Annotated in this window: 13 protein-coding genes, 1 tRNA gene and 3 riboswitches; of the genes, 5 read left to right on the top strand and 9 right to left on the bottom strand. The window is 61.3% G+C overall.

Annotated features, from left to right (window positions below):
* The first annotated feature begins 22 nt into the window (after window positions 1-22).
* Together ACR9YP_RS08210 and ACR9YP_RS08205 are read left to right on the top strand one after the other, a co-directional pair.
* Window positions 23-691, top strand: coding sequence for a TRAP transporter small permease subunit (locus ACR9YP_RS08210; RefSeq protein ID WP_091895166.1), 669 nt, complete (start codon window positions 23-25; stop codon window positions 689-691).
* Window positions 688-2,436, top strand: a complete 1,749-nt coding sequence (locus tag ACR9YP_RS08205) for a TRAP transporter large permease (protein ID WP_474219353.1) — start codon at window positions 688-690, stop codon at window positions 2,434-2,436. The genes ACR9YP_RS08210 and ACR9YP_RS08205 overlap by 4 nt, the downstream gene beginning before the upstream one ends.
* Window positions 2,437-2,600: 164 nt before the next feature.
* Here the strand turns inward: ACR9YP_RS08205 and ACR9YP_RS08200 are convergent, their stop codons facing one another.
* The 3 genes from ACR9YP_RS08200 to ACR9YP_RS08190 form a co-directional block, all read right to left on the bottom strand.
* On the bottom strand, window positions 2,601-2,951 hold the full coding sequence (locus ACR9YP_RS08200; RefSeq protein ID WP_438110433.1) for a DUF190 domain-containing protein: 351 nt from the start codon (window positions 2,949-2,951) through the stop codon (window positions 2,601-2,603).
* 31 nt (window positions 2,952-2,982) lie between these two features.
* Complete coding sequence (locus tag ACR9YP_RS08195) at window positions 2,983-3,402, bottom strand: universal stress protein (protein ID WP_438103285.1); 420 nt, start codon at window positions 3,400-3,402, stop codon at window positions 2,983-2,985.
* 11 nt (window positions 3,403-3,413) lie between these two features.
* Window positions 3,414-4,745, bottom strand: coding sequence for a cation:proton antiporter (locus ACR9YP_RS08190; RefSeq protein WP_474219352.1), 1,332 nt, complete (start codon window positions 4,743-4,745; stop codon window positions 3,414-3,416).
* A riboswitch (Fluoride riboswitch) is annotated at window positions 4,729-4,789 on the bottom strand. Its footprint overlaps the gene before it by 17 nt.
* 153 nt (window positions 4,790-4,942) lie before the next feature.
* Here ACR9YP_RS08190 and ACR9YP_RS08185 point away from each other — a divergent pair.
* The gene (locus ACR9YP_RS08185) at window positions 4,943-5,566 is read left to right on the top strand and encodes a histidine phosphatase family protein (protein WP_438103287.1); all 624 of its coding nucleotides are present in this window, start codon (window positions 4,943-4,945) and stop codon (window positions 5,564-5,566) included.
* 28 nt (window positions 5,567-5,594) lie between these two features.
* On the opposite strand, the gene ACR9YP_RS08180 is transcribed toward ACR9YP_RS08185, so the two are convergent.
* Together ACR9YP_RS08180 and ACR9YP_RS08175 are read right to left on the bottom strand one after the other, a co-directional pair.
* Entirely contained in the window at window positions 5,595-7,076 is a 1,482-nt protein-coding gene (locus ACR9YP_RS08180; protein WP_474219351.1) for a MutS-related protein, read from the bottom strand.
* 108 nt (window positions 7,077-7,184) lie between these two features.
* Complete coding sequence (locus ACR9YP_RS08175; protein WP_474219350.1) at window positions 7,185-8,834, bottom strand: MutS-related protein; 1,650 nt, start codon at window positions 8,832-8,834, stop codon at window positions 7,185-7,187.
* Window positions 8,818-8,879, bottom strand: a riboswitch (Fluoride riboswitch). (Overlaps the previous gene by 17 nt.)
* A gap of 94 nt (window positions 8,880-8,973) precedes the next feature.
* Window positions 8,974-9,033: riboswitch (Fluoride riboswitch) on the top strand.
* A 151-nt stretch (window positions 9,034-9,184) separates the two neighbouring features.
* On the opposite strand from ACR9YP_RS08175, the gene ACR9YP_RS08170 reads away from it, so the two are divergent.
* Both ACR9YP_RS08170 and eno read left to right on the top strand, forming a co-directional pair.
* Entirely contained in the window at window positions 9,185-9,643 is a 459-nt protein-coding gene (locus tag ACR9YP_RS08170) for a hypothetical protein (RefSeq protein ID WP_474219348.1), read from the top strand.
* Complete coding sequence (gene eno / locus ACR9YP_RS08165) at window positions 9,636-10,925, top strand: phosphopyruvate hydratase (protein WP_474219347.1); 1,290 nt, start codon at window positions 9,636-9,638, stop codon at window positions 10,923-10,925. Before ACR9YP_RS08170 ends, eno begins: the two co-directional genes overlap by 8 nt.
* Window positions 10,926-11,002: 77 nt before the next feature.
* Here eno and ACR9YP_RS08160 read toward each other — a convergent pair.
* The 4 genes from ACR9YP_RS08160 to ACR9YP_RS08145 form a co-directional block, all read right to left on the bottom strand.
* A tRNA-Phe gene (locus ACR9YP_RS08160) sits at window positions 11,003-11,078 on the bottom strand.
* A 184-nt stretch (window positions 11,079-11,262) separates the two neighbouring features.
* Entirely contained in the window at window positions 11,263-11,445 is a 183-nt protein-coding gene (gene yacG, locus ACR9YP_RS08155; protein ID WP_130215572.1) for a DNA gyrase inhibitor YacG, read from the bottom strand.
* 118 nt (window positions 11,446-11,563) lie between these two features.
* Window positions 11,564-12,193, bottom strand: coding sequence for a Maf-like protein (locus ACR9YP_RS08150; protein ID WP_370989174.1), 630 nt, complete (start codon window positions 12,191-12,193; stop codon window positions 11,564-11,566).
* Window positions 12,194-12,349: 156 nt separating this feature from the next.
* On the bottom strand, window positions 12,350-12,817 hold the full coding sequence (locus ACR9YP_RS08145; protein ID WP_128942888.1) for an arsenate-mycothiol transferase ArsC: 468 nt from the start codon (window positions 12,815-12,817) through the stop codon (window positions 12,350-12,352).
* Window positions 12,818-12,820: the final 3 nt, after the last annotated feature.

Raw genomic sequence — 12,820 nt, 5'->3', positions numbered from 1 at the left:
ATTTAATGCCGAACCTTATCACATGAGTGTACGGCGCTTACTGCACACGATCGACGGCATCTCCACCTGGGTCGGCAAGGCGACAGCCTGGCTGATGATCCTGCTGATGAGCGTGGTCTGCATCGAAGTGTTCAAGCGCTACGCCGTGAACATGCCGACGGCGTGGATCTTCGACGCCGAGAACATGATGTACGGGTCGCTGTTCATGCTGGCCGGCGCCTATACGCTGGCGCAGAACGCCCATGTCCGCGGTGACTTCCTTTACTCCTCGATGCGTCCGCGCACGCAGGCCGCGCTCGACCTCGTTCTCTACTTCGTGTTCTTCATCCCGGGCATCGCCGCGCTGATCTATGCCGGCTACTTCTACGCCGCGGATTCCTGGGCCATCAACGAGCATTCCAACGTCACGGCTGAGGGGCCGCCGGTCTACCATTTCAAGACCGTCATCCCGATCGCGGGCGCGCTGATCATGCTGCAGGGGATCGCCGAGATCATCCGCTGCATCGTGTGCCTGAAGACCGGCGAATGGCCGAGCCGACTTGCCGACGTCGCCGAGACCGACGTCATCGAGGAGCAGCTCGCGCACTCTGAATTCGTGGACGAGGAATCACGCAAGCTCGCCATCGAGGGCGCGCAGCGCATCGATGAATTGGCGCGGCAGCGCGGCATGGGCGGGGACCTGAACACATGAGCGATCCGGCACTCGGCCTGTTGATGCTGACGCTCATCGTCGTCGTCATCATGATGGGCTTCGCCACGGCCTTCACTCTGATGGGCCTTGGCATGTTCTTCGGCTTCATCGCCTTCTACGACCCGTCGCAGAACTGGACGCACAACAAGGTCTTCGAGCTGATGGTCCAGCGCAGCTACGGCGCGATGACCAACGACGTACTGATCTCCATCCCGTTGTTCGTGCTGATGGGCTATGTGATGGAGCGCGGCGCGCTGGTCGACAAGATGTTCTATTCGATCCAGCTCGCCTTCCGCCGCCTGCCCGCCTCGCTCGCGGTCACGACCCTGATCGTGTGCACGTTCTGGGGCATCGCCTCCGGGCTCGTCGGCGCGGTGGTGGTGCTGATGGGCGTGATCGCCTTCAACCCGATGCTGCGCGCCGGTTATGACGTGAAGCTCGCCTCCGGCGTCATCACCGCGGGCGGCACGCTCGGCATCCTGATCCCGCCTTCGGTGATGATCATCGTCTATGCCGCGGTCGCCGGCCAGTCCGTGGTCAAGCTCTATGCGGCGGCGATGCTTCCCGGCTTCTTCCTGGCCTTCCTCTACCTCGTCTATGTCGTGGCCTGGGCGATGATCAACCCGAAGATCGCCCCGGCGCTGCCGGAGGAACAGACCCGCGTCAAGGTGCCGGAATGGATCAGGAATTTCGCGACGCTGTATTCGCCGAACCTGTTCGTCGGCCTGTTCAAGGCGCTGCTCTCGCCCGCAAAGGCGAAGATGCTCCAGATCGACGGCAAGCCGATGGGCTATGGCGCGATCGTGCAACACTTCCTCATTTCGCTGGTGCCGTTCCTGATGACCGCAGCCGCGCTCGGCACGGTCTGGTGGTACGTCGTGATCCACCAGCAGCCCGGCGCCGCGAGCGAAGCCGTCGAAGGCCTGCAGCAGCTCGGCAGCCCGGTCGAGCCGAAGGAGCTGTCGCCCGCCGAAAAGGGACCGGACACCCAGTTCTACATCTGGTTCGCGATATCAGCCGCCGTGCTGGCGGCGTGGACGGCGCGCTCCTACTTGCGCATGGACGGCGAGCGCTTCGAAGTGTTGAAGCTCTTGACGTCGTCGGTGATGCCGCTCGGCATCCTCACCGTCGTGGTGCTGGGGGTGATCCTGTTCGGCATCACGACCGCGACCGAGTCCGCCGGAGTCGGCGCCGCCGGGGCCTTCATCCTCGCTATCCACGCCCGGACGCTCGACTGGAAGCGCACCAAGGAAGCAGTGTTCCTGACCGCAAAGACGACCGCGATGGTGTGCTGGCTGTTCGTCGGTTCGGCGCTGTTCTCGGCGGTATTCGCCATTCTCGGCGGTCAGGCGCTGCTGGAAAGCTGGGTGCTGTCGCTCAACATGACGCCCGTGCAGTTCATGATCTTGTCGCAGGCGATCATCTTCGTGCTGGGCTGGCCGCTCGAATGGACCGAGATTATCATCATCTTCGTGCCGATCTTCCTGCCGATGCTGAAGCACTTCAACATCGATCCGATCCTTTGGGGCACGCTGGTGTTCGTGAACTTGCAGGCCGCGTTCCTGTCGCCGCCGGTCGCGATGTCGGCGTTCTATCTCAAGGGCGTCGCCCCGAAGCACGTTACGCTCAACCAGATCTTCGCCGGCATGATGCCCTACATGCTGATCGTGATCCTGTGCATGGTGATCATGTATCTCTGGCCCGGCATGACGCTGTGGTTGCCGAACTATCTCTACGCGAGTTGAGGCGCAGCGGGGAGCACCGGGCGCTGGTCCACTCAGGGAACCAGACGCAATCACCGACGCGACGAACCGCTATTTATCCTAGGTTTGGTGGCGTGAGCGCTTGACATAGTGGCCGGCTGCACCGCCATCGCAGGAGCCCTGCTTTCCTGCTCCGCGGCGGAATTTCAACCTGGCACGGGTCTCATTTCGGTCCCGTACTGCAGGACCTGCACCTTCTCCATCGTGATCAGCCCGCTGCTCATCATGCCGTCGAGGACGGGGAGAAAGGCATCGATCTTCTCCTGGGTGTCGACGATCTCGACAACGAGCGGAAGGTCCTCCGACAGACGCAGTATCTTCGCCGTGTGCAGGCGTGCGGAATGGCCGAACCCCAGCCCGCCTCGTAGCACTGTCGCGCCGGCCAAGTGCATCTCCCTTGCCTTCAGCACGATCGCCTCGTGCAACGGGTGATGGCCCGCGTGATCATTTTCACCAAAGAAGATCCTGAGTAGGACGGCTTCTCGCGGTAGCTGCATGTTCAAACCCCATTGCTGCGTCAAGACCCTCTCATTTCACGACCAGCACCGGGCACGCGGCGAGTTGCACGATGCGATCGGCTCGACTGCCGATGAGCCGCTCGTAGAGCGCCGAGTGTCCCGTGGCGCCAATGACCAGTAGATCGGCTTTCAGCTTGGCTGCGAAGTCCACGATGTCCCGCACCGGATGGCCGGCCACCACATGGGTGTGAAGCTCGACGTGGCTCTGTTCGGCCAGGCTTCGCGCCCGCTGAATGACCGAGTGATAGCGGCGCGCCGCCGTGCCGGTCTCCTCCCGAACCTCCTCGATAAATTCGGGCATGTAGTCAATCTCCTCCACGCAGATCATGTGAAGTTCGGCGCTGTTCTGTGTGGCCATCGTTATGGCAAACGCCAAGGCGTGGAATGCGTGCTCGGAACCGTCGTTGGCATGCAGAATTCTGCTGAACATAGCTGCCTCCATCATTCGGCGCGGCGCGCAGCGGGCCGAAGAGGTCTTAGGGGCTCCTCCTCAGCGTGCTGCGAACTGGTGTCGGGCAGCAGATGGTGAGGAAGATAGAATGCATTGGCGATGACTGTGGGTATCACGGCGCTGCCGATGACTGCGGCGACGAGCGCGGAATATTGGCCCTGGTTGATGATGCCATGTGAAAGGCCAAAGAGTGACGAGATCGTCCCAAAGGTCAGCCCGGTCGACATCAAAAGCGTCGTGTACATCGCCTCTCTGTTGGGAGAGCCAAAATACTTGGTGACGGGGTAGACACCCACGACCTTGGTTGCGATCTTGATCACCAGGAAGAAGAGGAATGCCGCCGGTGCAGCAATCAGCGCCGGCACAGACACAAACGAACCGGCTCGGATGAAGTAGAACGGCGTCAGCAATCCGAAGGTAAGAGTGCGCAGCCGGCGCACCAGGGCGTGGTCCTTTCCAACAGTGCCTGCGAGTACCATCCCGATCAGGTAGGCCGGAAGAACGGCCTCGCTGTCCGCCCACGTCGCCAGCGCCCCCATTCCGAACAGGCAGAGCAGCAGAAATTTCGTCTCCAGTTCGGACGGGCGTCCCCCATACAGCCGGAAGAACCGGGGGGTCAGCCAGGGCAGCACGCCGAAGACCACCACGCCAGTACCGAGAAAGATCAGTGTCTTTATCGTGAACGGAGAAAAGATCAGGCCGAGCGCAACCACCGTCCCGAGGTCCGTGACAAAGCAGGCGGCCAGAACTGTCTTGCCGTACTCGGTGGTGTTGAAGCCGAATTCGATCATCACGGCATAAACCACCGCCACCGAGGTGGTCGACATGGCGACACCTGCAAGCCAACTCGGCATAACGTCCCAGCCGAGCAAGTAGTGCGCCGCAGCGGTGCATCCGATGAATGGAAAAAAGAAGCTGGCAAGCCCCACGGCTGCCGCCTCTTTCCACTTCAGCTTGAATACGACGGGGTCAAGTTCCGCACCTGCTAGGAAGGTCAGCACAATCGCGCCGACGCCCGAAAGGAATTTGACCCAGGACTCTTCGGTCCCGAGCACCGCCGATCCAATGGCGGCACCGATGATGAGTTGTGCGATCGTTCCGACCACGATCTCCGACAGAGCGGTCGAGATCCGGAGCCAGATCGACAGAAGGCTGGCGATCAGCGCCAAGCCCAACCACAATGCCGCCAGAGCCCAAACACCCGTCATCAGCGCCTCCAAGAACACGACGGCGATGCGCCGTCCGGAGAACTCACGTGCTGGATGCTTGGAAGGATTTGAAGCAAGCGCTCCCACCGACGGCAAGCGTCCGGTAGGAGTCATCAGCCTCATCGGCGGTTACGGGGGACCCCATCCCCTGAATTTTCGTCAATTGTAACTGGGAATCAGGCCATAGCAAGCGCGGAAAGCCGCCGTCAGGATCAGGACGATACCACGAAAGGCTCCGACCAGGCGCTGAACGATCCTTCGCGCTCGCGAATGGAAGAGGTAAAATGCGAGCGTCACTTACGGGGTTGAACTTGACCAAAATCCTGCTGGTCCGTCACGGTCACGTCGAAGGTATTCGTCCTGCCCGCTTTCGCGGACGAGAGGACCTGCCTTTGACCGGGCGAGGCCAAGCCGAAGCGCTCGCTGTCGCGCAGCGGATCGCGTCCAAATGGCGGCCGGAGCGGGTCTACACCAGCCCGCTGTCGCGCTGCGTCGCCACCGGCGCGGCCATCGCCACTGCGTGCGAGATCGAGGCGGAGAGCATTGAAGCGCTCAACGACATCGATTACGGCGCGTGGAGGATGAAGACCCATGAGGAAATGGCAGCTTCCGAGCCGATGCTTCACGCGACCTGGTTCAATACGCCCCACCTGATGCGATTTCCGGGAGGCGACTCCCTTCAGGACGTCGTTGCGCGCGCAGCGGACGCAGTCCGGCTCGCGCTCGAACGACACCCCTCTGGCACCGTCGTTCTGGTTTCGCATGATAGCGTGAACCGGGCGCTGCTTTTGCAGGTCGCGGACCTGCCGCTCTCCTCCTACTGGCGGCTCACGCAAGAGCCCTGTTGCATCAACGAGATCGAGATAACCAGCGATCGGATTCGTGTTCTTGCGATCAACGAGACCGCCCATTTAGACGGGATCGATCCGGCCTAGCTCAGCACACCGCCTCTTCTCGCCCAGGTTATTGAGCCGCTGACAGCCGACGGGATTGCGTCGACTGCTCGTCCCCTCCAAATACGTTCGCGTAGAGATCTTCCCCATAGCTCGTTTGCAGCGGCGTGGCTTCGATCAGCCGGAACGTCCGCGTGCCGTCCGGCTGGCGCTCCGACCGCAGGAACAGCGCATTCGGAAGCTTCTTCTGATGCATACGATGCGCGAACTGGTGCAGATGCGTCACGTAGCCGACCTTCACTCCCTTCTCCAGCAAGGCGGTCGTGATCTGCATCGCGATTTCCGATCCTTCCCGTTCATTGGTCGCCGCGAACGACTCATTCATGAGCATCATCGCGCCCGGACCAAGATGCTCAACGAGCTCGCTCATCCGGCTCAGCTCTTCGTCGAGCTTTCCACTCTCCATCGCGGCATCTTCTTCGCGCTTGAAATGGCTGAACAGCGCGGTCCGGACCTCGGCCGAAAACGTCTCCGCCGGGACGAACACGCCCGCCTGCATCATCAGTTGGGCGAGGCCCAGACTACGCAGGAACGTCGATTTGCCTCCCGAATTGGCGCCCGTGATCACGATGAGATCTTTGCCGGCGGTCACCAGATCGTTGCCGACAGGCACTCGGTTCATGCTGATCGCAAGACAAACGTCGTAGAGACCCAAGAACGACAATACGCTGCCGTCCAGCTCCACGGGCCTTGGAAGACAGGTGGGCGTGCCGAGCTTTTGAAGGTGTTCGTAAAGGTTCAAGCAGCCCACATAGAAAGCAAGCTCAGTCCGCAGCATCTGAAAGAAGCTCGAAATGTGATCCATTGACTGGGCGAGCGCATTTGCCACCAGGTTGATACCCCGATCCCGCAATTCGGACAGAGCGCGGGCGCCGGCTTCGTCTCGCGGATTCAGATAGGACGTGTATCCTTCGGTGGTCGGCCACAGCCGGGCGAACCAGCCGAGATCCTTCCTATGCGGCTTGCGCAGGACGTAGTTGGTTGCCTTATTGCCCTTACCTAGTTGGGCGCTGACCAGAACCCCACCTTTGAATTTCAGCCGCTTCAGATGATCCTCGATCTCCTCAAAATACGGATCGCTCAGTTCAGCCCGGAGCATTTCGAATAATCTGGAGAATCCTCGTGAGTTGAACCGTCCAATGTTCCGGTCGGCCAAGGCTCGGAGCTTCCGTAAGGCCGGAACGAAGATGTCCAATATTTCGACGGCATGCGACAGCGTGCCGGTAGGGTAGCGCGACATCGGCGACCAATAGTGCTTTCTTTCGGCTTTCAATGCCTCGACCACGATGTCGTATGCCCGTCTGAGAGTCGGCCCGTGCTGCAGGCAGTCTCGCAGCACGTCCTGGCGATATTCGATCACGTCGAGTTCGCAAACTCCGTTGAGCAGCCCGACCAAGGCCACTTCCAACAGGAAGGCGTCACCACCGGCCATCGTGTTCAAGAGGATATCAAGTCCGAGATCCTGGTTCAGGGCGGCATGATTCCAGGGCAAGGCTTGATTGAGATCCAGTCCCGGCTCCTTCTGCCGGGCATAGGATCGATCTCGCCGCGATAGCAGCAGCGTCGGGTCGAAATCGCGCTGGATACAGCAGGAACGCCTTCATGGCTTGATGCGCTCCTTTACGCGCTGATGCGTCAGACCGTATTTCTGGGCGATCGCCATCGCATAAGCCAGGCCATCGGCAGTCCGCCGCTCGATCTTGAACGTGCGGACTGCCGGCTGGTCCGGTACAACCGTGCTCACCATCGAAACGGTCTCCGGACCGAACGTCGACAGCTCGTCGACGAACGTGACCCAGACGCCGAGCACATCCATGGCCGCGAGCTTCGTCATGACCTTCTGACTGAGGAATGTCTCGTCGCGAATCGTCGTGGAGGTGAAGATCTCATTCAAAATCACGATGGAGCGCCGCGTGACCCGCTTCAGGATCGAACGGATCCGAACCAGGTCGTCTTCCAGTTTGCCGCGTAGGTTTTCGACCTTCTCTTCCCGTTCGAAGTGCGTGAAGATCTGGTCGACCAGGTAAAGCTTGGCCCCTCGCGCCGGGACCGGGCATCCCAGGCTTGCAAGATAGTGCAATTGTCCGACCATGCGGGCGAAGGTCGTCTTGCCGCCCTGATTGGGTCCGGACACCACAATGAGCCGCTCCCTGCCCGTCAGATCAAAATCGTTGCAGACAACCGGTTTCTGCTCACCGACGTGTTTCAGCGCGAGCGCAAGGTCGAACCCCTCCCGGCAATGGACCTGTTTGGAGTTGTCGGAAACCTCGGGCAGGCACAACCGTAGTCCGGCCTGTTCGAGCCTCGTCGTCTGTTTCAAGTAAGCGAGATAGAACTGGACGTCCCTATCGAATCCTACGATGGCCTTGTCGAGAAATTCGACTTGCCGAGCGCAGAACGCTAGCAGGCGAGCAAACGGCTCCGGATTGAGGCGCGCCACCAACTGAAGCACTTTGGCTTCGATGTGGTTCATGTCCTCCGGCGCATCGTTGAATTTCGAGCGGTAGTCTGTGGCGGCGCCTTGCTTGAATCTCGCGAACGTCGCCTCAACTTCCGCGCTGTAGTCCGGCTCATCCTGGAGGTTCTTCACCGTGAACGAGGCCTCACGTATCACGATGCCGTATCTGACCTGCGACAGTTGGTCAGAGATGCTCTTGGCTTCATCGCGGAGAGCAACGAAATTGTCCTGCGCAATGTAGCCGGTCAGATAGTCGCGAATGCTCAGGAGCGCTCGGGACTTCATCTGAGATCGCGTCAGATCCGTCGCCAATTGATCGACCGCATTGCAGTAGATCTCTATTGCGTGGAGAAACCACATCTGCTTGTGAAATCGGTCGTAGAGCTTGGCCGATAGCGCCTTGTGGATCCGGGCATCCCTCATTCGCTCGGCGAAGTGTCTGATGTTGTCGAGGAGAGCCGGGTCTTCGAGATCGCGGAAGACTTCGTGACGATATTCAATGGCTTCAACCCGCTGCAGCGGGACGTGAAAAACAGGCTTGATGGCGTATTCTTCAAAGCCGGCCGTTATCGCGGCCACCAGCTGATCCAGATTCAGATCAGCGAAGAATTCTGGCGCTGCACTTTCCGGAGCGGCCGTAGAGTCCTCGGGCCGATCGAAGAGGACGCTTGGCACGATATCCGGCGCGCTTGGATGGCGTTCGCGTCCGTCAGACTCGGCCGTAAGCGGTGGTTGGGGGCGCGGATAAGACACAATAAAACTCCTCCAAAGCCGTGCTTCGGTAGGAGTCATCAGCCCCTCGGGGCGGTTCAGGCGAACCCCATCGCCAACATTGCAAACGAGTATACGTCCGATCTGGTTCCGGTCAACGAGCCACTAGCCGCCCCTCCATTTTCTTGCCCCAAGCGGGCGGCGCAATTAGACTATGCACGATATCGACGGGGATGGAGTGCCCCCGAAACCGCCGCAGGCTGATGACTCCTACCGCGCACCATCTCGGTGGTAGGAGACACAATGGCCGGCGTTCCCTTAGGATCTGATGGTTGCCGGCCTTCGCAAGCGGAGCGCCCACGCGTGCTTTTTTCCGCGTCCATGGTCGTCTGCTCACGTAGCGAGGCGGACCAAGATGGGGGCACAGAGCCATGAGAAGCCTGGCACGCCCCTCATTCTTCCGGATGTTCGACCTCCTCATAACCAGCACGAATCCGGGCATGAAACGATCCCGCTGGACGCATGATGGTGTCGAATTCGAGCGGGAGCGCCATAGTTTTTCGAGCTCCAGACATGGAATCGTCATCGAGATCTTCACCTTGTCCCGGTCAGGTCGCCCCGGCTGGTCGCTGATGGTCACGAAGGAGTATTGGTGGGCCGGACCGGAGGCTACGCCGTTCAAGAACTTGCGATGGGCGCGCCCCCTCGGCGGCCAGCGAAGCGACCTGTTCGACTGGCTGCGCGCGCAGGAGGCGGCACTCGAACGCTCGCTGTCGCTTGAGATGCCCCGCGACCAGGCCGAAGCGAATTCGCGGTCGATGCACGCCGACAATTCCGAGCACTCTTCACTCACCTGGAGTTCGGTCGATCATGGAGACAAAGATGAATAGTCCGCTTCCGGCCATCCAAGCTCTCGATGCATTCGAAATTCTCGACTCGCGCGGCTATCCCACGCTTCGCGTCGTGGCAAGGCTCGACAATGGGCACGCCGGCACGGCTTCGGTGCCGTCCGGCGCCTCGACTGGACGCTACGAAGCGCTGGAGCTGCGCGATGGCGATATGGCGCGGTACGGCGGCAAAGGCGTGCTCAAGGCCGTTTCTCACGTCAATGGGATCATTCGGGATCGCCTCATGGGGATGGCTGCCTGCCCCCAGGAGCCCATCGACACGGCATTGATCGTGCTCGACGGCACCGAGAGCAAGATCAAGCTGGGTGCGAATGCGATCCTTGGTGTCTCCATGGCCATCGCGCGTGCCGCGGCTTCGGCGGCAGGTGTGCCGCTCTACTGCTATCTGGGCGGCGTCTCAGCAACGAGGCTCCCCGTCCCCATGATGAACGTCATCAACGGCGGGCGGCATGCCCAGAATTCGCTCGACTTCCAGGAATTCATGATAGTGCCCCATGGCGCCCCAAACTTTGCGGAAGCCGTCCGCTACGGGGCCGAGACCTTCCACGCGCTCCACGAGCTCCTACACAAGGCGGGGCACTCGACTGCGGTCGGCGACGAGGGAGGGTTTGCGCCCAACTTGAGGACTATCGAAGAGGCTTGCGAATTGATCGTTGAAGCGATCCGCAAGACGGGGTTGCAGCCCGGCACCGACGTTGCCCTTGCCTTCGATCCCGCAGCCAGCACCTTTGCAAATGATGGCAAGTACGTCTTCGCCAAATCCGGTGACAAGACCCTCTCGCGAGACGAGCTGCTTTCTCTCTACAACGGCCTGTTAGACGCTTATCCTATCGTTTCGATCGAGGATGGATTCGCCGAGGATGACTGGGACGGATTCCGCCTGCAGATGGCCGCTTGCGGCGACCGAATCCAGATCGTCGGCGACGATCTTTACGTCACCAATCCTCGTTTTATCCAGAAGGGTATCGATAGCAGAGCGACCAATGCGGTTCTGATCAAGCTGAACCAGATCGGCACGGTTACCGAGACCATGAAGGCGGTGCAGATGTGCCGCGATGCTGGTTGGGGCTACGTAATCTCGCATAGATCGGGCGAGACCGAGGACACGTTCATTTCCGACTTTGCGGTTGCCATGGGCGGTGGACAGATCAAGGCTGGATCACTGTCCCGCAGCGAGCGGCTCGCAAAATACAATCGCCTGCTCGAAATCGAGCGCGAACTTGGCCCTGCGGCGGTCTACGAAAGCCCATTTCTGACGCATTAAGGCGGAGCGAATGCACCTACGGAGCTGTCCGCGAGTTGCGATTCATCTATTTCGGCGTGGTAGCCGCACGAAGATCGTGGTGCCCAGGGGCGGAATCGAACCACCGACACTGCGATTTTCAGTCGCATGCTCTACCAACTGAGCTACCTGGGCGTGCTCCAAGAGAGGGGCCAAAGCCCATCGAGCGGGCGGTTTATAGTGGGCTAGAAGCGGCCTGTCCACCCGGCTTCGCCTGAAGGCTGCGCCGGGCGTGGCCCGGCTGTGCACAAGGTGGGGCGGGCTCGCCGCGGCTGGCACGCGGCGCTTCTTGAGCTCACCAAATCATTGATATCGCTTGTTATTCCACGTCATCGGTCTCGTCGTCGCGGCCGGGGATGACGTAGGAGCCTTTCAGCCAGCGGTTCAAATCGACGTCGCGGCAGCGCGAGGAGCAGAACGGGCGGGTGGCCTCTGACTGCGGCTTGCCGCAGATCGGGCAGGTCTTGAGGGGGGCGGCGGGCGTTTTGACGTGATCGTTCATGGTCGGAGCAGCTTACACGAGGTGAGGCAGGTCAAGCGCCGGCCGGCAAACGAGTTCCTCGGGCGAGGGCGCATGCATGGGGTTGTTTTCGCGTTTTTTGTCGGCGGCGCTGTGGTGCTCACACCGCGGTGCCGTTGAGCCAGCCGAAGCGGGTCGGAAAGCCCTCGCCGCCGAGCAGGGCCGTGGTCTCGTACAGCGGCAGGCCGACCACGTTGGTGTAGGAGCCGACCATCTTGACCACGAACGAGCCGGCGATGCCCTGCACGGCATAGCCGCCGGCTTTGCCGCGCCATTCGCCGGAGCCGATATAGGCCTGGATGTCGTCTTCCGAGAGGCGCTTGAATCGGACGCGGGTCTCGACCAGGCGCTGGCGGAAGGCCTCGCGCGGCGTCACGAGGCAGATCGCAGTGTAGACCCGGTGGTTGCGGCCCGACAGCAGCCGCAGGCACTGCGCGGCTTCGTCGACGAGGTTGGCCTTGGGCAGGATGCGGCGGCCGACCGCCACCACGGTGTCGGCAGAGAGGATGAAGGCGCCGCGCAGCTCGTCATCCAGCTGCACCGATTTCAGCGCCGCATCGGCCTTGGCCCGGGCGAGGCGGTTGGCGCAGGCGCGCGGCAGCTCGCCCCGCTTCGGCGTCTCGTCGACGTCGGCCGGCCGGAGCGCATCCGGCTCGATGCCGGCCTGGTTGAGCAGCGACAGGCGTCGCGGCGAACCGGAGGCAAGTACGAATTTGGGGCGGCCGAGCATCAGGTGATTTGGGGGATGAAGCAGGGAGTGAATTTCGCGCGGAACCTATCGGAAGGGGGCCGGTTTCACAACCCGGGAACCGGAGGTTTGGTGATTCGAGGTTGCCAACACGCGTGTGCCTGCGCTCTGTGACGCGGGTGTTACGGTCGCCGCATGCTACCCGCTCGCCGCACCCGCCTTTGCGAATCGCCGGCGGATGCGCATCAAGAGCTGATCGCAGACCTCGCGATAGGCGGCGAGCTTCTGGTCACGGCTGCCTTCGATGGTGGTGGGATCCTGCGTCGGCCAGTATTCGACGTCGGCGGCGAGCGTGCGGGTCAGCTCCAGTGCCCTGTGGTGCGCCTCCGGCGACAGCGTGATGATGAGGTCGAAGTTCAATCCCTCCCAGTCCTCCAGCTCCTCGAAGGTCTGCGGCCTATGGGCGGAGATGTCCTGGCCGAGCTCGGCCATCACGGACACCGCAAACGGATCGAGGTCGCCCTTCCTGGTGCCGGCCGACCTCACGTAGAGGCCCTGCGGAAACATGTGCTGCAACAGGCTCTCAGCCATCGGCGAGCGCACGCTGTTCATCGCGCAGGCGAACAGCACCGATTGCGGATCGCGTGCGCGTGGGGGCGCAGCCATCCG

Source organism: Bradyrhizobium sp. BR14999, assembly GCF_056106085.1.
Note: the sequence above shows the minus strand (reverse complement) of the source record. Positions and strands in the feature narration are given on the sequence as shown.